Source organism: Polaromonas sp. C04 (assembly GCF_002002705.1).
Taxonomy (GTDB): Bacteria; Pseudomonadota; Gammaproteobacteria; order Burkholderiales; family Burkholderiaceae_C; genus Rhodoferax_A.
This window is the reverse complement of the sequence record NZ_MUNS01000034.1, coordinates 103481-123748: the sequence shown is the minus strand read 5'-3', so window position 1 is coordinate 123748 and position 20268 is coordinate 103481. Positions and strand designations below refer to the sequence as shown.

The 20268-nt window shown below is 63.9% G+C and carries 21 protein-coding genes and 1 tRNA gene; 17 read left to right on the top strand and 5 right to left on the bottom strand.

The features are described 5' to 3' along the window. Positions 1 to 124 precede the first annotated feature (124 nt). From B0E49_RS13880 to gcl, 4 genes are read right to left on the bottom strand one after another with little or no spacing between them, the layout of a single operon-like run. Complete coding sequence (locus B0E49_RS13880; RefSeq protein WP_077562793.1) at positions 125 to 1414, bottom strand: glycerate kinase type-2 family protein; 1290 nt, start codon at positions 1412 to 1414, stop codon at positions 125 to 127. A gap of 36 nt (positions 1415 to 1450) precedes the next feature. Beyond that, positions 1451 to 2356, bottom strand: coding sequence for a 2-hydroxy-3-oxopropionate reductase (locus B0E49_RS13875; protein ID WP_077562792.1), 906 nt, complete (start codon positions 2354 to 2356; stop codon positions 1451 to 1453). A gap of 26 nt (positions 2357 to 2382) precedes the next feature. Next, positions 2383 to 3162 (bottom strand): hydroxypyruvate isomerase, encoded by a 780-nt coding sequence (gene hyi, locus B0E49_RS13870; protein WP_077562791.1) that lies wholly within the window; start codon positions 3160 to 3162, stop codon positions 2383 to 2385. A gap of 11 nt (positions 3163 to 3173) precedes the next feature. Further along, positions 3174 to 4973, bottom strand: a complete 1800-nt coding sequence (gene gcl / locus B0E49_RS13865; RefSeq protein WP_077562790.1) for a glyoxylate carboligase — start codon at positions 4971 to 4973, stop codon at positions 3174 to 3176. Between the two features lie 137 nt (positions 4974 to 5110). Here gcl and B0E49_RS13860 point away from each other — a divergent pair, with 137 nt between their 5' ends. Together B0E49_RS13860 and ygiD are read left to right on the top strand one after the other, a co-directional pair. Further along, positions 5111 to 6019, top strand: a complete 909-nt coding sequence (locus tag B0E49_RS13860) for a LysR family transcriptional regulator (protein WP_077562835.1) — start codon at positions 5111 to 5113, stop codon at positions 6017 to 6019. A gap of 20 nt (positions 6020 to 6039) precedes the next feature. After that, positions 6040 to 6894: a 4,5-DOPA-extradiol-dioxygenase gene (gene ygiD / locus B0E49_RS13855; RefSeq protein ID WP_077562789.1), complete on the top strand. Its 855-nt coding sequence runs from the start codon at positions 6040 to 6042 to the stop codon at positions 6892 to 6894. A gap of 65 nt (positions 6895 to 6959) precedes the next feature. On the opposite strand, the gene B0E49_RS13850 is transcribed toward ygiD, so the two are convergent. Continuing rightward, positions 6960 to 8156 carry an amino acid aminotransferase gene (locus B0E49_RS13850; RefSeq protein ID WP_077562788.1) on the bottom strand — a complete coding sequence of 399 codons (1197 nt, stop codon included), beginning with the start codon at positions 8154 to 8156 and terminating at the stop codon, positions 6960 to 6962. A gap of 371 nt (positions 8157 to 8527) precedes the next feature. Here B0E49_RS13850 and uvrB point away from each other — a divergent pair, with 371 nt between their 5' ends. The 15 genes from uvrB (at position 8528) to B0E49_RS13775 (ending at position 20239) form a co-directional block, all read left to right on the top strand. Then, entirely contained in the window at positions 8528 to 10726 is a 2199-nt protein-coding gene (gene uvrB / locus B0E49_RS13845) for an excinuclease ABC subunit UvrB (protein WP_286138006.1), read from the top strand. A 213-nt stretch (positions 10727 to 10939) separates the two neighbouring features. Further along, positions 10940 to 11476 carry a Fe-S cluster assembly transcriptional regulator IscR gene (gene iscR, locus B0E49_RS13840; RefSeq protein ID WP_077562787.1) on the top strand — a complete coding sequence of 179 codons (537 nt, stop codon included), beginning with the start codon at positions 10940 to 10942 and terminating at the stop codon, positions 11474 to 11476. 48 nt (positions 11477 to 11524) lie between these two features. Next, a complete protein-coding gene (locus B0E49_RS13835) occupies positions 11525 to 12745 on the top strand; it encodes an IscS subfamily cysteine desulfurase (protein ID WP_077562786.1) in 1221 nt (406 codons plus the stop codon). A gap of 30 nt (positions 12746 to 12775) precedes the next feature. Further along, positions 12776 to 13174, top strand: a complete 399-nt coding sequence (gene iscU / locus B0E49_RS13830) for a Fe-S cluster assembly scaffold IscU (RefSeq protein WP_077562785.1) — start codon at positions 12776 to 12778, stop codon at positions 13172 to 13174. A 20-nt stretch (positions 13175 to 13194) separates the two neighbouring features. After that, entirely contained in the window at positions 13195 to 13518 is a 324-nt protein-coding gene (gene iscA / locus B0E49_RS13825; protein WP_077562784.1) for an iron-sulfur cluster assembly protein IscA, read from the top strand. A 57-nt stretch (positions 13519 to 13575) separates the two neighbouring features. Beyond that, positions 13576 to 14145 carry a Fe-S protein assembly co-chaperone HscB gene (gene hscB / locus B0E49_RS13820; protein WP_077562783.1) on the top strand — a complete coding sequence of 190 codons (570 nt, stop codon included), beginning with the start codon at positions 13576 to 13578 and terminating at the stop codon, positions 14143 to 14145. 24 nt (positions 14146 to 14169) lie between these two features. Then, on the top strand, positions 14170 to 16053 hold the full coding sequence (gene hscA, locus B0E49_RS13815; protein ID WP_077562782.1) for a Fe-S protein assembly chaperone HscA: 1884 nt from the start codon (positions 14170 to 14172) through the stop codon (positions 16051 to 16053). 13 nt (positions 16054 to 16066) lie between these two features. Further along, on the top strand, positions 16067 to 16405 hold the full coding sequence (gene fdx / locus B0E49_RS13810; protein WP_077562781.1) for an ISC system 2Fe-2S type ferredoxin: 339 nt from the start codon (positions 16067 to 16069) through the stop codon (positions 16403 to 16405). After that, positions 16405 to 17133 (top strand): DNA polymerase III subunit epsilon, encoded by a 729-nt coding sequence (dnaQ, locus tag B0E49_RS13805; RefSeq protein ID WP_077562780.1) that lies wholly within the window; start codon positions 16405 to 16407, stop codon positions 17131 to 17133. The genes fdx and dnaQ overlap by 1 nt, the downstream gene beginning before the upstream one ends. Positions 17134 to 17159: 26 nt before the next feature. Continuing rightward, positions 17160 to 17234, top strand: a tRNA-Val gene (locus B0E49_RS13800). A 240-nt stretch (positions 17235 to 17474) separates the two neighbouring features. After that, positions 17475 to 18386, top strand: coding sequence for a glycosyltransferase family protein (locus B0E49_RS13795; RefSeq protein WP_077562779.1), 912 nt, complete (start codon positions 17475 to 17477; stop codon positions 18384 to 18386). Between the two features lie 85 nt (positions 18387 to 18471). Next, positions 18472 to 18783, top strand: coding sequence for an ElaB/YgaM/YqjD family protein (locus tag B0E49_RS13790; RefSeq protein WP_077562778.1), 312 nt, complete (start codon positions 18472 to 18474; stop codon positions 18781 to 18783). A gap of 27 nt (positions 18784 to 18810) precedes the next feature. After that, positions 18811 to 19215 (top strand): phage holin family protein, encoded by a 405-nt coding sequence (locus B0E49_RS13785; RefSeq protein WP_077562777.1) that lies wholly within the window; start codon positions 18811 to 18813, stop codon positions 19213 to 19215. A gap of 4 nt (positions 19216 to 19219) precedes the next feature. Beyond that, positions 19220 to 19528, top strand: a complete 309-nt coding sequence (locus B0E49_RS13780) for a YqjK-like family protein (protein WP_168175059.1) — start codon at positions 19220 to 19222, stop codon at positions 19526 to 19528. Between the two features lie 147 nt (positions 19529 to 19675). Then, positions 19676 to 20239, top strand: coding sequence for a bactofilin family protein (locus tag B0E49_RS13775; protein ID WP_077562775.1), 564 nt, complete (start codon positions 19676 to 19678; stop codon positions 20237 to 20239). Positions 20240 to 20268 lie beyond the last annotated feature (29 nt).

Sequence of the window (20268 nt, the reverse complement as noted above, 5' to 3'; positions counted from 1 at the left end):
CCGACGTTGCCGATTTTGTGGAGAATTGGCAGGGAAAATGGCATGAACGCAACGGTGCGGCCCGGCAGGCCGCGCAGGGCCAAAGCCTGGCGACGACTTTGGCGTTTCTGGCTCTGCGGGGGCCTCAGGTTTCGGCAGGTGCTTCGATGAGAAGGGCGCGAAAGTCGTTCACATTGGTCAGCGTCGGCCCGGTGATCACCGAATCCCCCAGCGCCCCGAAAAAGCCATGACCGTCATTGTTCGCCAAGGCGTCTCTGGGCCTGATGCCCCGCGCCCAGGCACGCGCCAGCGAGTCGGGTGCGAGACAGGCGCCGGCAATCTCCTCCTGGCCATCCACGCCGTCGGTATCGCCCGCCAGCCCATGGATGCGCGGGTGGCCGTTGAGTGCGATGCCGATGGAGAGCAGGCATTCCACGTTGCGCCCGCCGCGCCCGCTGCCGCGCACGGTGACGGTCGTCTCGCCGCCCGAGAGCAGCACGCAGGGCGGTGGCACCGGCTGGCCGCGTGCGGCCACCTGCAGCGCGATGCCCGCCAGCACCTTGCCGACGTCGCGCGCCTCGCCTTCGAGTGCGTCACCGAGGATGTACGGGGTGTAACCGGCTTGCTGCGCCACGCTGGCGGCGGCCTCCAGCGCCATTTGCGGCGTGGCGATCATGCGAATGGCGGCGCGCGCCAGCCGCGGGTCGCCAGGCTTGATGGACTCGCCACGGCCGCTTTCCAGCACGCCCTGCACCGCCGCCGGCACCTCGATGCCGTAGCGCCGGATGATGGCGAGTGCGTCTTCGCAGGTCGTCGGATCGGCGACCGTGGGGCCGGAGGCGATGTCGATCGGATCATCGCCCGGCACGTCGGAAATCAACAGGGTGAGCACCCGCGCCGGATGACAGGCTGCGGCAAGGCGCCCGCCCTTGATGCCCGAGAGGTGGCGCCGCACGCAGTTCATCTCGCTGATGGTGGCGCCCGACTTCAGCAGGGCGCGGTTTACGTCCTGCTTGTGCTCCAGCGTCAGACCTGCCGCCGGCAGCGGCAGCAGCGACGAGCCGCCGCCCGAGATCAGGCACAGCACGAGGTCATCCGGGCGCAAGCCCTGCACGAGTTCGAGCAGGCGTTCGGCGGCGGCCAGGCCGGCGGCGTCGGGCACAGGATGCGCCGCTTCAACGATCTCGATGCGCTCGCACGGCACCGCGTAGCCGTAGCGGGTGACCACCAGCCCCGACAGGGGCCCCGGCCAATGGTCTTCAACGGCGCGTGCCATCGCGGCCGAGGCCTTGCCCGCGCCAATCACGATCAGGCGGCCCGTTCCAAGCTCCTTCGGTGACGGCATATGCGGCGGGATGCACAGCGCCGGCTGGGCGCTGGCGATGGCGGCGTCGAACAGGCGCCGCAGCAGGGCCTGCGGAGTTTCTTGGGGCATGGTCGGGTGTCTCGGGGAGGGTCTCGCGTATGCGCTTCAGGGGGCCTTCTGGCCGATTTCAAAGTTCGACAACTTTTCCAGTGCCCGCACCATACCCGAATGGTCCCAGGCGGCCCCGCCATGCGAGACACAGGCGCTGAACAGCTGCTGGGCATTCGAGGTGGCGGGCAGCGCCAGGCCCAGCGATTTGGCCGCGCCCAGCGCCAGGTTCAGGTCCTTCTGGTGCAGCGCGATGCGAAAGCCCGGATCGACGCTGCGCTTGATCATGCGATCGCCCAGGATGTCCAGGATGCGCGAGGTGGCCAAGCCGCCCATCAGCGCCTGGCGTACCTTGCCGGCATCGGCGCCGGCGCGCGCCGCGAACAGCAGCCCCTCGGCGACCGCGTTGATGGTCAGGGCCACGACGATCTGGTTCGCGACCTTGCAGGTCTGGCCGTCGCCGATGCCACCCACCAGCGTGATGTTCTTGCCCATGAGTTCGAACACGGGTTTGACGCGATCGAACACGGCCTGTTCGCCGCCGACCATGATGGACAGGGTCGCATTCTTCGCGCCGACATCGCCGCCGCTGACCGGCGCGTCGAGGTAGTCGCAGCCCAGGGCCAGGATCTTCTTCGCGAATTCCTTCGTCTCGACCGGCGAGATCGAGCTCATGTCCACCACCACCTTGCCCTGGCTCAATCCCGCGGCAACGCCGTTCTCGCCAAACAGCACGGCTTCGACATCGGGTGTGTCGGGCACCATCGTGATGATGATGTCGGCGCGCTCGGCCACGCCGCGGGCGTGGGTGCACTGTGTTGCGCTGCTGGTGGCGATCGCCTCGGGCGTCTTGCCGCGTGTGTAGACGAACAGTTGGTGGCCCGCCTTGAGCAGGTGGCCGGCCATCGGGGTGCCCATGATGCCCAGGCCGATGAAGCCGATCTTGAGAGGTTGTGAAGTCATGATGTGGGTCGTTGTTGGAGGGGAGTTTATTTCAGGAGTTGCTGGCGCCAGCCCAGGCCAGCCTCGGTGGTGGTGGCGGGCTTGTATTCACAACCGATCCAGCCGGTATAGCCGATGCGATCGAGGTGCACGAACAGGAACGCGTAGTTGATTTCGCCAGTGCCCGGCTCGTTGCGGCCCGGATTGTCGGCCAGCTGGATGTGGCCGATGCGCGGCAGGTACTTTTGCATGGTCGACGCCAGCTCGCCTTCCATGCGCTGGGCGTGGTAGATGTCGTACTGAACGAAGGCATTGTCGGCACCGACCTCGACCAGGATGGAGACGGCCTGCGTCGTTCGGTTGAGGTAGAAGCCCGGGATGTCGAAGGTATTGATCGGCTCGATCAGCAGCCTGAGTCCGGCCTTCTTCAATTGCGCGGCGGCATAGCGCAGGTTCTCAATCAACGTCTCGCGCAGCATCTTGTCGGGGACGCCTTCCGGCGCCTTGCCCGCCAGGCAGTTGAGCTGGCCCACGCCCAGCGTTTTGGCGTAGCTGATGGCCGTTGCCACACCATCGCGGAACTCCGCCACACGGTCAGGGTGGCAGGCGATGCCGCGCTCGCCCGCGTCCCAATCGCCAGCGGGCAGGTTGTGCAGCACCAGCGTCAAGCCGTGGGCGTCAAGCCGCTGCTTGATGTCGCCCGCGCTGTAGGCATACGGAAACAGGAACTCCACGGCCGTGAAGCCGGCTTTGGCGGCGCGCTCGAAGCGGTCGAGAAACGGAACCTCGGTGAACAGCATCGTGAGGTTGGCGGCAAGTTTTGGCATTTCAGTCCCCCTTAGTCGAGCATGGATACGGCGGTGGCGGTGGGCACGTCGGCCTTGCCCGTGGCCAGCTCCTCGAATTCCACCACGTTATCGATCTCGGTGCCCATGGCGATGTTGGTGACACGCTCCAGGATGACCTCGATCACCACCGGTACCTGATACTGCGCCATCCACGCTTCGGCCTGCTGGATGGCCGGCGCGATCTCTTCCTGCCGGTGCACGCGGATCGCCTTGCAGCCCAGGCCTTCGACCACCTTGACATGATCGACGCCATAGCCCTGCGCCGCAACCTCGTCGCGGCCGGCATTGATATTTTCAAAACCCAACTGCACGCAGTAGTCCATATTGAAACCGCGCTGACTCTGCCGGATCAGGCCGAGGTAGCTGTTGTTGACGACGACGTGAATGTACGGCAGCTTGAACTGCGCGCCCGCGGCCAGCTCCTCGAGCATGAACTGGAAGTCGTAGTCGCCCGACAGCGCCACGATCTTGCGCGAGGGGTCGGCGGCGCGCACGCCGAGCGCTGCGGGAATCGTCCAGCCCAGCGGACCCGCCTGGCCGCAGTTGATCCAGTGGCGCGGCTTGTACACATGCAGGAACTGCGCACCGGCGATCTGCGACAGGCCGATGGTGGAGACGTAGGTCACGTCTTTACCGAAGGCATTGTTCATGCACTGGTAGACGCGCTGCGGCTTCATCGGCACGGTGTCGAAGTTGGTCTTGCGCAGGTACTCGAGGGACGACTTGCGGGCCTGGCATTCGCCCGCCCAACCGGACCAGTTGCGCAGCTTGCCGGCTGCCTTCCATTCCCGGGCCACCCCGACGAACAGCGCCAGCGCCGCCCTGGCATCCGACACGATGCCGTAGTCGGGCGCGAACACGCGCCCGATCTGGGTCGGTTCGATGTCCACGTGGACAAACTTGCGGCCCTTGCAATACACCTCGGGCGAGCCCGTGTGGCGATTCGCCCAGCGGTTGCCGATGCCCAGCACGAAGTCTGCTGCCAGCATGTTGGCGTTGCCATAGCGCTGCGAGGTCTGCAGCCCGCACATGCCCGCCATCAAGGGGTGGTCGTCGGGGATCGTGCCCCAGCCCATCAGCGTCGGGATGACCGGAATGCCGGCAATTTCGGCGAACTGGGTCAGCAGATCGGCGGCGTCCGCGTTGATGATGCCGCCGCCTGCGACGATCAGCGGCTTGTCGGCCTGGTTCAGCATCTCGAGCGCCTTTTCGATCTGCTTGCGGCTCGCGCGGGGCTTGTAGACCGGCAGCGGCTCGTAGGTCTCGATGTCGAACTCGATCTCGGCCATCTGCACGTCGAACGGCAGATCGATCAGCACCGGCCCCGGACGGCCCGAGCGCATCAGGTGAAACGCCTGCTGGAAGGCGCGCGGTACCTGGGCCGGCTCCATCACGGTGGTGGCCCACTTGGTAACGGGCTTGGCGATGCTGGCGATGTCCACCGCCTGGAAATCCTCCTTGTGCATTCGCGCGCGCGGCGCCTGGCCGGTGACGCACAGGATGGGGATCGAATCGGCCTGGGCGGAGTACAGGCCCGTGATCATGTCCGTCCCGGCTGGCCCGGAGGTGCCCAGGCACACGCCGATATTCCCCGCCTTGGCGCGGGTGTAGCCCTCGGCCATGTGCGAGGCACCCTCGACGTGGCGGGCGAGCACGTGGCCAATGGTCTGGCGCTCGGCCAGTTGGGCGTACAGCGGATTGATCGCCGCGCCGGGCACACCAAAAGCCTGCGTGACGCCTTCCTTTTCCATCACCAGCACCGCGGCCATGGCGGCCTTCATCTTTGCCATCGAAGTCTCCTTGAGAGTGTGTAAACGTTGACGGGCAGTGTTGCGGCATCGGCTCCTGCCGGCAAGACGCCCCCGCGCATTACGGTTATTCAAAATTGGAATGACAGGCGCCGATGGCTGTGGTCCACTTGCAAGCCATGGACCGCATCCAGGCCGTTCGGCTCTTTATTCGCGTGGTGGACCTCGGCTCGTTCAGCAAGGCCGCGGCCGACATGGGCATGGGCCAGCCGTCCGCCACCAAACTCGTGGCGCAGCTGGAGCAACAGCTCGGCTCGCGCTTGCTGCATCGCTCGACGCATGGCGTGACGCCGACCGAGATCGGCGCGCTGTATTACGAAAAGTGCAAGCTGATTGCGCATCACGTGGAGGAGGCCGAGACCGTCGCCAGCCTGCTGCAGTCGCAGGTGCAGGGTGGCCTGCGCATCTCGACCTCGGTAGCCTTCGGCCGGCGCGTGCTGGTGCCGCTGGTGATGCGCTTCATGCAGCTCAACCCCAAGCTGCAGATCGAGCTGAATTTCGAGGACCGCTATGTGAATCTGGTCGAGCAGGGCATCGACGTGGCCATCCGCATGGGCCGGCTGGCAGATTCCACGCTGGGCGCCCGCTACCTGGGCATCAACCCCTGGGTGCTGGTGGCCGCGCCCGGCTACCTGGAGCGGCGCGGCACGCCGCTGAGTCCGGCCGATCTGGCGGCGCACGATGCGCTCATCTACAGCACGGTGCAAGGCGATGCCCGCTGGCACTTCATCGGTGCCGATGGCCAGCTGCTGCCCGTGCCGGTCAAGGGGCCGCTGCGTTCGAACAACCTGTCGGCGCTGCTCGCGGCGGCGCGCGGCGGCATGGGTGTGGCGGCCCTGCCCTGGTATGTGGCGTACGAATCGGTCAACAGCGGCGTCGTGCGGCCCTTGCTGGGCGACTGGGCGTTGCCGTCCCAGGAGATCCATGCCGTCTATCCGTCACCGCGGCTGGTTCCCGCCAAGGTCAGCGGCTTTGTGGCCTGGCTTCAGGGACAATTTGGGGAAGCCTGGTGGACCGACCAGAAGTAACGATGTTGACAGGAACCCATATGACCAATATTGCACAAGCCCTCCCACTCGACCAGATCCCCTCGCTCAAAAAATCGGAGCGGATGCCGGTGCTGTTTGTCGGCCACGGCAGCCCGATGAATGCGATCGAAGACAACGAGTACCGGCGCAGCTGGCAGAAGCTGGGCGCCGAGTTCGGCTCCAAACTGCCGCGGCCCCAATTGATTTTGTGCATTTCCGCGCACTGGCTCACCGAGGGCTGGTGGCTGACCGGCATGGCGCAGCCCAAAACCATTCACGACTTTGGCGGTTTTCCGCAGGAACTCTTCGAGCAGCAATACCCCGCGCCCGGCGATTCGGTGGCGGCGCAGGCGATCAGCCTATTGGTCCGGCAGCGGCACTCGGCACCGCTGGGGCTGGATAAGGGCGAGTGGGGGCTGGACCATGGGACCTGGTCGGTGCTTCATCCCATGTTTCCCGATGCAGACATTCCGGTGATCCAGCTCAGCATGGATTACAGCCGCGCGCCCGAAGAGCACTACGCGCTCGCGCAGCAGCTCAAGACCTTGCGCGAGCGCGGCGTGCTGATCGTGGGCAGCGGCAACATCGTGCACAACCTGCGCGCCGCGCGCTGGTCGGGCGCCGGCAACCAGACGTATGACTGGGCGCTCGAGTTCGACGCCGTCACTGGTGAGCACATCGCGCAAGGCCGGCTGGGCGCACTGCAGGATTTCCAGAAACTGGGGGCCTTGGCGCAACAGGCTCACCCGACCTGGGAGCACTATCTGCCGCTGCTGTATGCCGCTGGCGCGGTGGACGCAAAGGAGCCGCCGCGCTTTTTCAACACCAGCTTCCAGTTGGCCTCGATCTCGATGCGCTCGGTGCTTTGGGGCTAGCCGCGAAACTTCTATTTGCTATGGAAAGAATAGCTGGGTGCGCATAGCCCGTATGGGCTACAGCCTTAAATGACCTTGGCAATCGAGGCGCAGACGTAGTCGATGTTCTTGCTGTTGAGCGCGGCCACGCACATGCGCCCGGTGTCGGTGCCGTACACGCCGAACTCGTTGCGCAGGCGCACCATCTGGTCTTTGGTCAGGCCGCTATAGCTGAACATGCCGATCTGGGACGTGATGAAGCTCATGTCCTGCTTGACGCCCGCGGCCTTGAGTTTTTCGACCAGCAGGGTGCGCATCTGCTTGATGCGCACGCGCATCTCGCCCAGCTCCTTCTCCCACAGGGCGCGCAACTCGGGGTTGCCGAGCACGGCAGCCACCACCGCGCCGCCGTGGATCGGCGGGTTGCTGTAGTTGGTGCGGATCACGATCTTGAGCTGGGACAGCACGCGGTCGGCTTCTTCCTTGTTCTCGCACAGGACGGACAACGCGCCGACGCGCTCGCCATACAGGCTGAAACTCTTGCTGAAGCTGGTGGAGACAAAGAACGACAGGCCGGCCGCGACGAACTTGCCGATCGCCGCGCCGTCCTCGCGGATGCCGTGGCCAAAGCCCTGGTACGCCATGTCGAGGAAGGCGGTCAGCCCCCTGGCCTTGACGGCAGCCACCACCTGATCCCATTGCGCGGCGGTGATGTCGTAACCCGTGGGGTTATGGCAGCAGGCGTGCAGCACGACGATGGTGCCGGCGGCGGCGGCGTTCAGGGCGGCCAGCATGCCTTCAAAGTTCACACCGCGTTGGGCGGCGTCGTAGTAGGGATAGGTCTCGACCAGGAAGCCGGCGTTGGTGAACAGTGCGCGGTGGTTTTCCCAGCTCGGATCGCTGATCAGGACCTTGGCATCGGGGTTGAGGTGCTTGAGAAAATCAGCGCCCACCTTGAGGCCGCCGGTGCCGCCAATGGCTTGCACGGTGGCCACACGGCCCGACTTGACGGGTTCGGAGTCGGCCCCGAACACCAGGCCCTTGACGGCGGCGTCGTAGGCGGCGATACCGTCGATCGGCAGGTAGCCGCGCGCCGTGGGCGCTTCCATCATTGCGTGCTCGGCGGCCCGTACGCAGGCCAGCAGGGGCAGCTTGCCGTTGTCGTCGAAGTACACGCCGACGCCGAGGTTGACTTTGGCCGGGTTGGGATCGGCGTTGAACTGTTCGTTGAGGCCCAGAATCGGGTCGCGGGGGGCCATTTCGACGGCGGTAAACAATGACATGGAAGGGGTCCTGTTCAGGGGGTTGGAATTTCTGTGCTCTGGCGCGCCGGCTGGCGCTGCGGCTGAGGCGGTCAGGCTGAATTTTAACCGCCTGCCCGACATTGCCGGGCAAGGGCCCGGCTGTTTCGCGCTGCAACCGCCCCCGGCGCGATGCCCGGCCTGACTTGTCAATGAAATCAGGCTATAGCCCTTGTTGGGTATGCACTGTTTGCTATTAATAATGTAGTTTTCAGTGGGCGCCAATGCCCGAGCCGGCACCGCTTGAGGGATTGCAAATCCACCATCCGGCCCGACCTGACGTTCTATAAACTGTCGCCATCCCCGCCACTTCAGGTGGCGGCGCACCCCCGTTCACTTTGACCCGCACATTCATGTCCGAACCCCTGTCCATTCTTCACGGAAAATCTGACCCTCAAGGTGCTGGCACCGACGGCGGGGGCGCCGGGACAGCCGCAACGCCGGCCCAACCAGACGGTGCCACTGCGGGCGTCGGCGAGTTCATCCAGTTCCCCGGCTCGCCGTTCGAGCTGTTTTTGCCCTATCCGCCCGCCGGCGACCAGCCGGTCGCGATCGACAAGCTGGTCGAGGGCGTGAACGACGGCGAAGTGTTCCAGACGCTGCTCGGCGTGACCGGCTCGGGCAAGACCTTCACCATGGCCAATGTGATCGCGCGGCTGGGCCGCCCGGCCATCGTGTTCGCGCCCAACAAGACGCTGGCGGCGCAGCTGTACAGCGAGTTCCGCGAGTTTTTCCCGAGGAACGCGGTCGAGTACTTCGTCAGCTACTACGACTACTACCAGCCCGAAGCTTACGTGCCGCAGCGCGACCTGTTCATCGAGAAGGACTCGGCCATCAACGAGCACATCGAGCAGATGCGCCTGTCGTGCACCAAGAGCATCCTGGAGCGGCGCGACGTGGTGATCGTGGCGACCGTCTCGGCGATCTACGGCATTGGCCAGCCCGAGGCGTACCACAAGATGGTGATGACCCTGCGCGCCGGCGACAAGATGGGCCAGCGCGACGTGATCGCGCAGCTGATCCGCATGCAGTACCAGCGCAACGATGTGGATTTTTCACGCGGCAAGTTCCGCGTGCGCGGCGATACGATCGACGTGTTTCCGGCCGAGCATTCCGAGTTGGCGATCCGCATCGAACTGTTTGACGACGAGATCGAGAGCCTGCAGCTGTTCGACCCCCTGACGGGCCGCATCCGCCAGAAGATCCCGCGCTTCACGGTGTACCCGTCCAGCCACTACGTCACGCCGCGCGACCAGGTGCTGATGGCGGTGGAGACGATCAAGATCGAGCTGGCCGGGCGGCTGAAGGAACTGGTCGGTATGGGCAAGCTGGTCGAGGCCCAGCGGCTGGAGCAGCGCACCCGGTTCGACCTGGAAATGCTCAGCGAGGTCGGGCACTGCAAGGGTATCGAGAACTACACGCGGCACCTGTCGGGCGCGGCGCCGGGCGATCCGCCGTCCACCCTGACCGACTACCTGCCCAAGGATTCGGTCATGTTTCTGGACGAGTCGCACGTGCTGATCGGCCAGTTCGGCGCCATGTACAACGGCGACCGCTCGCGCAAGACCACGCTGGTCGAATATGGCTTCCGGCTGCCCAGCGCGCTGGACAACCGGCCGTTGAAATTCGAAGAATTCGAGACGCGGATGCGCCAGGCCATCTTTGTCTCGGCCACGCCGGCGGCCTACGAGCAGCAGCACGCGGGCCAGGTGGTGGAGCAACTGGTGCGGCCCACGGGCCTGGTGGACCCCGAAGTGGAGGTGCGGCCGGCCGCGACCCAGGTGGACGATGTGCTGCAGGAAATCCGCATCCGCGCCGAGAAAAACGAGCGGGTGCTGATCACCACGCTGACCAAGCGCATGGCCGAGCAGCTGACCGACTACCTCAGCGACAACGGCGTGAAGGTGCGCTACCTGCACAGCGACATCGACACCGTGGAGCGTGTGGAAATCCTGCGCGATTTGCGGCTCGGCACGTTCGATGTGCTGGTCGGCATCAACCTGCTGCGCGAGGGACTGGACATTCCGGAGGTCAGCCTGGTGGCGATTCTGGACGCCGACAAGGAAGGTTTTTTGCGCTCCGAGCGCTCGCTGATCCAGACCATTGGCCGCGCCGCCCGCAATCTCAACGGCCGCGCGATTTTGTACGCCGACAACATCACCGAGTCGATGCGCAAGGCCATGGGCGAGACCGAGCGCCGGCGTACCCGGCAGGTCGCGCACAACCTGGCGCAAGGCATCACGCCACGCAGTATCGTCAAGCAGGTGCGCGACCTGATCGACGGCGTCTACAGCGAAAAAGCGGGCCGGGAGGCCGAGCGGCTGGAGCAGGACGCAATGCAAAGGGCGCGCTTCGAGGACATGAGCGAGAAGGACATCGCGCGCGAGATCAAGCGGCTGGAAAAGCTGATGCTGGAACACGCCCGCAACCTCGAGTTCGAAAAGGCGGCGCGCGTTCGCGATCAACTCGGATTGCTCAAGCAACAGGTATTCGGGGCGCCGGGCACGGACAACGTGGCATCCATCGCTGCGGGGGGCAGCCGCGCAGGATAAAACGTATCAGGTCAAGTTGTGACCGCCAAGTTATATTACTTGAGTGTTTTGATCGGGCTTTGTGGTATACTTGACTTCAATAGTCAACAACCCGGTATGCAAGGCCCGGCCGCGCGAGAAGTGCGGCGCTGGTAGGGGTGGGGACGGGACCCCGCAGCCCACAAGGCGGCGGTGGTGATTTTACAGCGATCAACCCTAAAGAAGGAGCTTGCGATGCGTCTCACAACCAAAGGCCGTTTTGCGGTCACAGCCATGATCGATCTGGCCCTGCGCCAGAACAATGGCCCCGTCACTTTGGCCGCCATCAGCCAGCGCCAGCAGATCTCCTTGTCCTATCTCGAGCAGCTGTTCGGCAAACTGCGCCGCCATGAGCTGGTGGAATCCACCCGTGGCCCCGGCGGCGGCTACACACTGGGCCGCAAGGCCGGGGACATCACGGTGGCGGACATCATTGTGTCGGTGGATGAGCCCATTGACGCGACGCAGTGCGGCGGCAAGGAAAATTGCCTGGGCGAGGCCGGCCGCTGCATGACGCACGAACTGTGGGCTTCCCTGAATGCCCGCATGGTAGAGTTTCTGGATTCCGTCACGCTGCAAAAACTGGTGGACGACCAGCTCGCCAAAGGCGTCCAGATCGAGGACAAGCCAGCCGTCAAGCGCGCGATCTCCAGCATGCCGGTGGTCAAGCCGATTCGCGTGAATGCGCCTAATTCGGTGTTCGCCCTTGGCAACGTGTTTGCCAAGTCGTAGGTCGAACGCCACCTTTTGTATCTATCCGCCAGAACTATTGAATCAGCCATGGACATGACCCCGCACTTTCCGATTTACATGGACTACAGCGCCACCAGCCCGTGCGACGAGCGCGTGGTGGACGCCATGGTCCCGTGGCTGCGCGAGCACTTCGGCAATCCGGCCTCGCGCAGTCACGCCTGGGGCTGGGAGGCGGAAGCGGCCGTTGAAAAGGCGCGCGAGCAGGTCGCTGCGCTGATTGGTGCGGATCCGCGCGAGATCGTCTGGACTTCGGGCGCAACCGAGTCGAACAACCTGGCCCTCAAGGGCGCTGCCGGCTTCTACAAGACCCGGGGCAAACACATCATTACGGTCAAGACCGAGCACAAAGCCGTGCTCGACACCTGCCGCGAACTCGAGCGCCAGGGCTTCGAGGTGACGTATCTGGACGTCCAGTCCGACGGCCTGCTGGACCTGGAGGTTTTCAGGGCGGCCATCCGGCCCGACACGATCCTGGCCAGCGTCATGTTCGTCAACAACGAAATCGGCGTGATTCAGGACATTGCGGCCATCGGCGCGATTTGCCGCGAAAAGGGCGTGATCTTTCACGTCGATGCGGCGCAGGCCACGGGCCGGGTCGATATCGACCTGAGCCAGCTGCCCGTCGATTTGATGAGCCTGACCGCCCACAAGGTCTATGGCCCCAAGGGCATCGGCGCCCTGTTTGTGCGCCGCAAGCCCCGCGTGCGCATCGAGGCGCAAATGCACGGTGGTGGCCATGAGCGCGGCATGCGCTCGGGCACCTTGCCCACACACCAGATTGTCGGCATGGGCGAGGCCTACCGCATTGCCAAAGCTGAAATGGCGGCCGAGAACGTGCGCATCCGCGCCCTGCACGATCGCATGCTGGCGGGCCTGAAGGATGTGGAGCAGGTGTTCATCAACGGCCACCTTGAAAAACGCGTGCCGCACAACCTCAACATGAGCTTCAACTATGTCGAGGGCGAGTCGTTGATCATGGGCATCAAGGGGCTGGCGGTATCGTCCGGCTCGGCCTGCACCTCGGCCAGCCTGGAGCCCAGCTACGTGCTGCGCGCGCTGGGCCGAAGCGACGAGCTGGCCCACAGCAGTTTGCGCATGACGATTGGCCGCTGGACCACCGAGGCCGAGATTGATTACGCCGTGCAGACCATCAAGCAGAATGTCGCCAAACTGCGCGACTTGAGCCCGTTGTGGGAGATGTACCAGGACGGCGTTGACATCAGCACGATCCAGTGGTCCGCCCATTAATTAATTTAAAATATCCAAGAGGTCAATGCCATGGCTTACTCAGAAAAAGTGGTTGAACACTACGAAAACCCGCGCAACGTCGGCTCTTTCGACAAGGGCGATGAATCCGTTGGCACCGGCATGGTGGGCGCACCGGCCTGTGGCGACGTGATGAAGCTGCAGATCAAGGTGAATCCGCAAACCGGCGTGATCGAAGACGCGCGCTTCAAGACCTACGGTTGCGGCTCCGCCATCGCATCGAGCTCGCTCGTGACCGAATGGGTCAAGGGCAAGACGCTGGACCAGGCGGCCGCGCTCAAGAACAGCCAGATTGCGGAAGAACTGGCGCTGCCGCCCGTGAAGATTCACTGCTCCATCCTGGCCGAAGACGCGATCAAGGCCGCGGTGAACGATTACAAGCAAAAACACACCGCCCTGCAAACCCACTGACATTGAGAAGGTGCACTGAAATGGCTGTTACCTTGACTGAAGCTGCGGCGCAGCACGTCTCCCGCTACATGGAAAAGCGCGGCAAGGGCGTGGGCGTGCGCCTCGGCGTTAAAACCACGGGCTGCTCGGGCCTGGCCTACAAGCTCGAATATGTCGATGATGTCGCGCCCGAAGACATCGTCTTCGAAGGGCATGGCGTGAAGGTCCTGATCGACCCCAAGAGCCTGGCCTACATCGATGGGACCGAACTCGATTTTGTGCGCGAAGGGCTGAACGAAGGCTTCAAGTTCAACAACCCGAAAGAGCGCGATCGCTGTGGCTGTGGAGAGAGCTTTCGCGTCTGACTCCGTGCGTTCCCAGCAGACCGCCTTCACGCTCCGTGATGGCGGTTTTTTATTGACATGAACCTCCAATCCAGCGATTTCGAGCTATTTGACATTCCGGCGCGGTTTGCGCAGGAGCGTGCGACCCTGGATGCGCGCTGGAAGGCGCTGCAGCGCGAAGCCCATCCCGACAAGTTCTCCGGGCACGGCGCGGCCGCCCAGCGCGTGGCGATGCAGTGGTCGGTGCGCATCAACGAGGCCTACCAGCGCCTGAAGGATCCGCTCAGGCGAGCGGCCTACCTGTGCGAGCTGAACGGCGCGCCCGTCAATGCCGAAAACAACACGGCCATGCCGGCGGATTTCCTGATGCAGCAAATGGCATGGCGCGAGTCGCTCGATGATGCCGTCAGCCCCGCCGAACTGGATCAAATCAGCTTTGAGGTGGCCAGCGCACGGCGCCAGGCGCTACAAAAATGTGAGCAATTGCTGGATGTGGAGCACCACTACGCACAGGCCGTGCAGCAGGTCAGGGCCCTGATGTTCATCGAGCGTTTTGCCCGCGACATCGAAGACCGTCTGGACGCCGACGCTCAATCCAGTAGCCAGGCCGGCAGCGCCCCACCGGGCACTGCCGGCAAGGGACAATAGAGCCCGTCAATCCGAACAAATTACATGGCGCTTCTTCAGATTTCAGAGCCCGGCCAGTCGCCCGATCCGCACCAGCGGCGTATCGCGGTGGGCATTGACCTGGGCACCACCCATTCGCTGGTCGCTGCGGTGCGCAGCGGTGTGGCCGAATGCCTGCCCGATGCGCAGGGCAGGGTGATACTTCCCTCCGTGGTGCGTTATTTGGCCGACGGTGGGCGAAAAATTGGTTTTGATGCGCTGGCGGCGCAGGCCGAGGATCCGGAAAACACCATTGCATCGGTCAAGCGCTTCATGGGGCGGGGCCTCCAGGACATTGCCAATCACGACAAGTTGCCGTACCGGTTTGTCGATGCCGGCGCGTCGGAGCCTTCCGGCATGCTGTGGATCAACACCGTGGCGGGCGACAAATCGCCGGTAGAGCTGAGCGCCGAGATACTCGCCGCGCTGCGGCACCGGGCCGAGGACACGTTCAAAGACGACCTCTACGGCGCCGTGATCACCGTGCCGGCGTATTTTGACGAGGCGCAGCGCCAGGCCACCAAGGATGCGGCCCAACTGGCGGGCATCAATGTGCTGCGCTTGATCAGCGAACCCACGGCCGCCGCTCTGGCGTACGGGCTGGACAATGCCAGCGAAGGCATTTATGCGGTCTATGACCTGGGCGGCGGCACCTTCGACATTTCCATCCTGCGCCTGACGCAAGGCGTGTTCGAGGTCATCGCGACCGGCGGCGACTCGGCGCTGGGCGGCGACGACTATGACCGTGCACTGGCCGACTGGGTGCTGGCGCAAGCTGGCCTGCAAGCCGTCACCGCATCGGACAAATCGGCGCTGAAGGTGGCCGCGCGGGCCTGCAAGGAGGCGCTCTCTTCAGTTGCGTCTGCTACGGATTCGGTAGCGTTCAGTGCTGAACTGGCGGGGGCTAAGGTCAGTTTTCATGTAACCGCCGCACAATTCGAGGCCGCCACGGCCGGCCTGACGGATCGCACCCTGGCTGCTGCGCGCAAGGCCCTGCGCGATGCCAAACTCGGCCGGGACGACGTCAAGGGTGTGGTGATGGTGGGTGGCTCGACGCGCATGCCGCAAATCCAGCGCGCCGTCGGCAATTTTTTTGGCCATGCGCCGTTGAACAACCTCAATCCGGACGAAGTGGTGGCTTTGGGCGCGGCCATCCAGGCCAACCAGTTGGCAGGCCACAACATGGCGGGTGATCTGCTGCTGCTGGACGTGATTCCGCTGTCGCTCGGGATTGAGACCATGGGCGGCCTGGTCGAGCGCATCGTGCCGCGCAATCAGACCATCCCGACCGCGATGGCGCAGGACTTCACCACCTTTCAGGATGGCCAGACCGCGCTGGCGCTGCATGTGGTGCAGGGCGAGCGCGATCTGGTGGCCGATTGCCGCAGCCTGGCGCGTTTTGAGCTGCGCGGCATTCCGCCCATGGTGGCGGGCGCCGCGCGTATTCGCGTCATGTTCACGGTCGACGCGGATGGCCTGCTGACCGTGCAGGCCAGGGAGCAGACCAGCGGTGTCGAAGCCAGCATTGACGTAAAGCCTTCCTACGGCCTGAGCGACGAGCAGATCGCCAGAATGCTGCAGGACAGTTTCTCGACCGCGGGGCAGGACGTGCAGGCGCGCGCACTGGTGCAGGCGCGCGTCGATGCCGAGCGCATGATGGCGGCCACCCGCAGCGCGCTGGCGGCCGATGGCGATCTGCTGTCCGCCAGCGAGCGCGCCGGCATCGATGCGCTGCTGGACGCCAGCGTGCAGGCCCTGTTGCTGGAAGACCCCAAGGCGGTCGAGGCGACAACACAGCGCCTGGCCGCGGGGACGGAAGCGTTCGCGGCCCTGCGCATGAACCGCGGCATCCGGCAAGCCCTGGCCGGCAAAAACGTGAAAACCTTATAAAAGACAACATCGCATGCCCGTTATCAAAATACTGCCGCACCCCGAATACTGTCCGCAGGGGGCAGAAGTCAGCGCACCGGCGGGCACCTCGATCTGCGAGGCGCTGCTCGACAATCACATCAACATCGAGCACGCCTGCGACCTGAGCTGCGCCTGCACCACCTGCCATGTGGTGGTGCGCGAGGGCTTCCAGTCGCTCAACGAAATGGACGAAAACGAAGAGGACCTGCTGGACCGCGCCTGGGGGCTGGAGCCAAACTCGCGCCTGAGCTGCCAGGCAATCCTGGCGCAGTCGAATGTGACGGTGGAAATTCCCAAATATTCGATCAACCACGCCAAGGAGAATCACTGATGTCACGCCAGATCGTTCTCGACACCGAAACCACGGGCCTGTCGGCCGAAGGCGGTGACCGCATCATTGAAATTGGCTGTGTGGAACTGCTGGCGCGCAAACTCACCGGCAACAACAAGCACTTCTATCTGAACCCGGGGCGTGACAGCCACGAGGACGCGCTCAAGGTGCATGGCATCAGCAGCGAATTTTTGCGCGACAAGCCCAGGTTCGAAGCCGTGGCAGACGAGTTGCTCGACTACCTGCGGGATGCCGAAATCATCATCCACAACGCCCAGTTCGATGTCAGCTTCCTGAACAAGGAGCTGGAGCTGATCGGCCGGCCGGCCCTCGGACAGTTCGTGGGCAGCGTGACCGATACGCTGGCCATGGCGAAGGAAATGTTTCCGGGCAAGCGAAATTCGCTCAACGCCCTGTGCGACCGGCTGGGCGTCGACAACTCGACCCGCACGCTGCATGGCGCGTTGCTCGATGCCGAGCTGCTGGCCGATGTGTACATCAACCTCACGCGCGGCCAGGACGCGCTGTTGATGGATCTGGAGCCCGGTGACAACCAGGGGACCGTCACCACGCGCATGGACCTGCGCGGTTTTGATTTGCCCGTGCTGCCGGCCAGTGAGCAGGAGGCGGCGGCGCATGAAGACGTCCTCAAGCAACTCGACAAGTCCAGCGACGGCAAGACGGTGTGGCGGACCCTGGCGCCAGCGGCGGCACCATTTATGGCATAATTTAAGGTATTCTGAACAACAGATTTGGGCGGTTAGCTCAGGGGTAGAGCACTGCATTCACACTGCAGGGGTCGCAAGTTCGAAACTTGCACTGCCCACCAATATCATTGGTGATGAAAATCAAGGACCAGGCAGAAATGCCGGGTCCTTTTTTCTTGCCTGTCCCCACCCGCCACGCACGAACCCCGCAGCGGTCCCGCCGACGCATTACGTGTCTTTACGATATATTCACTTTGTAGACATTGAGAGGCATCGCCCCTGCCTGACAGTTGCACCATGCAATACAAAGGGCAGGCCTGCAACAGGCCACTTCCGGCCGCCGGGATCAAGGTGGGCAAAAAATGGCGTTGATCCAACACTGCCGCATCGATGGCGGAAATTTTGGCGACGACATCAATTTACAGCTATGGTCGCGGCTGTTTCCCGATTTATCGAAATTGACGGGGCAGATTCTCTTCTATGGCGTCGGAACGCTGCTGGACGGCCGGCACGATGCGGCGGCCCGAAAAGTGGTGCTGGGAACCGGACTCGGTGGAAATCTTGCCGGCCCACCCGATGCCAACTGGGATTTTCGTTGGGTGCGAGGCCCGGGCACGGCGAGAGAATTCGGGATCCCCGGTGAGCTGGCGCTGGGCGATTCGGCCATCCTGTGGCCCGAACTCCTGCCCGGGCATGATAGTAGGGGCCCTGTCGGGCTGATTCCGCACCATGCGACCTGGGACAGTTTTGACTGGGCCAGCGTCGCCAGCAAGGCAGGGATGTTGGCCATCAGCCCCAGGCAGTCGCCCGGCGCGGTCATTGCGCAGATGCGCACCTGCTCGCGCATTCTGGCCGAGTCCCTGCATGGAGCCATTTGTGCCGACGCGATGGGCATTCCATGGGCGGCGTGTATTCTGGCGCATCGCTTCAATGAGTTCAAATGGAGGGACTGGCTCGCCACGGTGAATCGACCCTATGCGCCCCTGGCGATGAATGTGCCCCTGGTCAGGTCGATCACGCGTACCAAGTCGATGGCGAACAGGCTGGCCCGGTTGATCAGGTATCAACGCAGCACGAGGCGTCCGGCACTGCGGCCCGTTGCCGCTGCGACGGCGCAGGATGTGGCGCGGGTCGCTGCTGCGCTTGACGCCTATGGAAGATGTACACGCAACTTCTTCTGCAGCGATTCATCGGACGTGGCACGGCAAAAGCAGCGGATGCTGTTGCGATGCGAGGAATTTGCCAGGGACTACAAGCTGCAGTTCACGCCCTGATGACAGGCGCGGCCTTGACCTTGATCAGACTCTTGGTAGTATTCATTGGGTAGCATCAAACTGTTTCAACCAACGAAAGCCTGCCATGTCCGAATTCACCGGTGCCAACAAAGATAAATTGATCAGCGACGTGCGTGTCGTCATCTCTGACGCGGAAGAGCTGCTGCGCATGACCGCCAACCAGGCCGGTGAGGGCGCGGCTGCACTGCGCGGACGCATCGAGTCCGGCCTCAAGAAGGCGCGCATCGACCTCGCGCACTTGCAGGATGCCGCCGTGGTGAAGGCCAAGGCCGCCGGGCGGGCCACCGATGACTTTGTCAATGAGCACCCCTGGAAGGCGGTTGGCATGGCGGCCGGTATCGGCGTGGTGGTGGGGCTGCTGATCGGCCGCCGCTGATGCGGCGCACTCCGACACGGCGCCTCCATGAATGAACCGCTCAGGCCCGGGCAGGGCGGCGGCCTGTTCGCTTCCTTGCGCCAGCTGCTGGCGACCGCCCTGGAGATGGCGCAGGTTCGCCTTGACTTGTTTCTGACCGAGATAGAGCAGGAGAAACTCCGCGTTTTCGATGGCCTGCTGTGGGCCGGACTGGCGCTGATGCTGCTGGGGGTCGGCGTGATCCTCCTGTGCGGCTTTATCGTGGTGCTGTTGTGGGAGGGCTATCGCCTTGCCACGCTGGGTATTTTGACCCTTCTGTTTCTGGGCACCGGCGCACTGCTGATGCATGCCGCGCGCAACCGGCTGCGCAACCCCTCGGGCGCGCTCGGCGCCACGGTCCAAGAGCTCCGGCAGGACCTGGCCGGGCTCAAGCCGCACAACACCGGTGAGTGAAGGCATGAGCAGCGATCGCGATGTCCAGCTCGCACTGCGGCGCCAGCGCCTGGTGATGCGCAGTGCGCAGTTGCGCCAGACGCTGGCCGGTCAGGCCGAGGTGCTGCGTGCGCCGCTGGCCCTGGCCGATACGGCCCGGGCCGGGGTGCAATGGCTGCGCCAGCACCCGTATGCGTTGATCGGCCCGGTGATGTTGCTGGCGGCCCTGCGCCCCGCACGTGCCATGCGCTGGGCCGGGCGCCTGTGGCGGGGCTGGCGCACCTTCAGGCAAACCGGGCGCTGGCTGGCGGCAATGCAGACACAACGCCGCTGAACGAGAGCGTCCCTGCGTGCCTGTGCCCGATGCCCGCACGCCCCTGGCCAGAGCGCCCAAATTTTGGTTACTACTCTTGCACATGAAGTGCATCTTTCACGCAGTGCAACCGCTACCATGGACTCTTCATTTTTTGGAGGAAGTTACGTGGCTCTACAGTCTCCCTTTTTCGGCAACAAGCGTGAATCCGACGGATTCAGTCCACGTCCCACCCCAACCAGCGGCGGCACCGCCGGGTTGAGTGGTTTGAATACTTTGCAGACAGCCACGCCCGTAGCAAACCCGGTCCCAAATAGCAACGCCGCAACTGCCGCAACGGCAAGCGTGCAGGAAGGCGGCAGCAAGCTCACGGTGGGGCCGAACATCAAACTCAAGGGTGTTGAGATCACCGATTGCGACACGCTCGTGGTCGAAGGCCTGGTGGAAGCCACGATGGACTCGCGCGTGATGCAGATCTCGCAGCAGGGCGCATTCAAGGGCTCGGCCGAAATTGATATCGCAGAGATTCGTGGCCAGTTCGATGGCAGCCTGACGGTGCGCGACAAGCTGGTGATCTACGCTACCGGCAAAGTCACCGGCAAGATCCGCTACGGCAAGCTCGTGGTCGAAGAAGGCGCCCAGTTATCGGGTGAGATCGAGTTCGGTGCCGGCAGCGGCACAAAATCCGCAGCGGCCAAATCGGCGGCGCTGCACGTCGCTGCCGCCGCCTGATACGCCGGGCCACCCGCCGCACGATGGGG

Coding starts and splice junctions, on each gene's coding strand:
- B0E49_RS13785 (WP_077562777.1), top strand. CDS start 18,811: ATGAATGAACCGCTCAGGCCCGGGCAGGGCGGCGGCCTGTTCGCTTCC.
- iscU (WP_077562785.1), top strand. CDS start 12,776: ATGGCTTACTCAGAAAAAGTGGTTGAACACTACGAAAACCCGCGCAAC.
- hscB (WP_077562783.1), top strand. CDS start 13,576: ATGAACCTCCAATCCAGCGATTTCGAGCTATTTGACATTCCGGCGCGG.
- B0E49_RS13835 (WP_077562786.1), top strand. CDS start 11,525: ATGGACATGACCCCGCACTTTCCGATTTACATGGACTACAGCGCCACC.
- gcl (WP_077562790.1), bottom strand. CDS start 4,973: ATGGCAAAGATGAAGGCCGCCATGGCCGCGGTGCTGGTGATGGAAAAG.
- B0E49_RS13795 (WP_077562779.1), top strand. CDS start 17,475: ATGGCGTTGATCCAACACTGCCGCATCGATGGCGGAAATTTTGGCGAC.
- B0E49_RS13880 (WP_077562793.1), bottom strand. CDS start 1,414: ATGCCCCAAGAAACTCCGCAGGCCCTGCTGCGGCGCCTGTTCGACGCC.
- uvrB (WP_286138006.1), top strand. CDS start 8,528: ATGTCCGAACCCCTGTCCATTCTTCACGGAAAATCTGACCCTCAAGGT.
- fdx (WP_077562781.1), top strand. CDS start 16,067: ATGCCCGTTATCAAAATACTGCCGCACCCCGAATACTGTCCGCAGGGG.
- B0E49_RS13850 (WP_077562788.1), bottom strand. CDS start 8,156: ATGTCATTGTTTACCGCCGTCGAAATGGCCCCCCGCGACCCGATTCTG.
- B0E49_RS13780 (WP_168175059.1), top strand. CDS start 19,220: ATGAGCAGCGATCGCGATGTCCAGCTCGCACTGCGGCGCCAGCGCCTG.
- hyi (WP_077562791.1), bottom strand. CDS start 3,162: ATGCCAAAACTTGCCGCCAACCTCACGATGCTGTTCACCGAGGTTCCG.
- hscA (WP_077562782.1), top strand. CDS start 14,170: ATGGCGCTTCTTCAGATTTCAGAGCCCGGCCAGTCGCCCGATCCGCAC.
- B0E49_RS13790 (WP_077562778.1), top strand. CDS start 18,472: ATGTCCGAATTCACCGGTGCCAACAAAGATAAATTGATCAGCGACGTG.
- iscR (WP_077562787.1), top strand. CDS start 10,940: ATGCGTCTCACAACCAAAGGCCGTTTTGCGGTCACAGCCATGATCGAT.
- B0E49_RS13875 (WP_077562792.1), bottom strand. CDS start 2,356: ATGACTTCACAACCTCTCAAGATCGGCTTCATCGGCCTGGGCATCATG.
- dnaQ (WP_077562780.1), top strand. CDS start 16,405: ATGTCACGCCAGATCGTTCTCGACACCGAAACCACGGGCCTGTCGGCC.
- iscA (WP_077562784.1), top strand. CDS start 13,195: ATGGCTGTTACCTTGACTGAAGCTGCGGCGCAGCACGTCTCCCGCTAC.
- ygiD (WP_077562789.1), top strand. CDS start 6,040: ATGACCAATATTGCACAAGCCCTCCCACTCGACCAGATCCCCTCGCTC.
- B0E49_RS13860 (WP_077562835.1), top strand. CDS start 5,111: ATGGACCGCATCCAGGCCGTTCGGCTCTTTATTCGCGTGGTGGACCTC.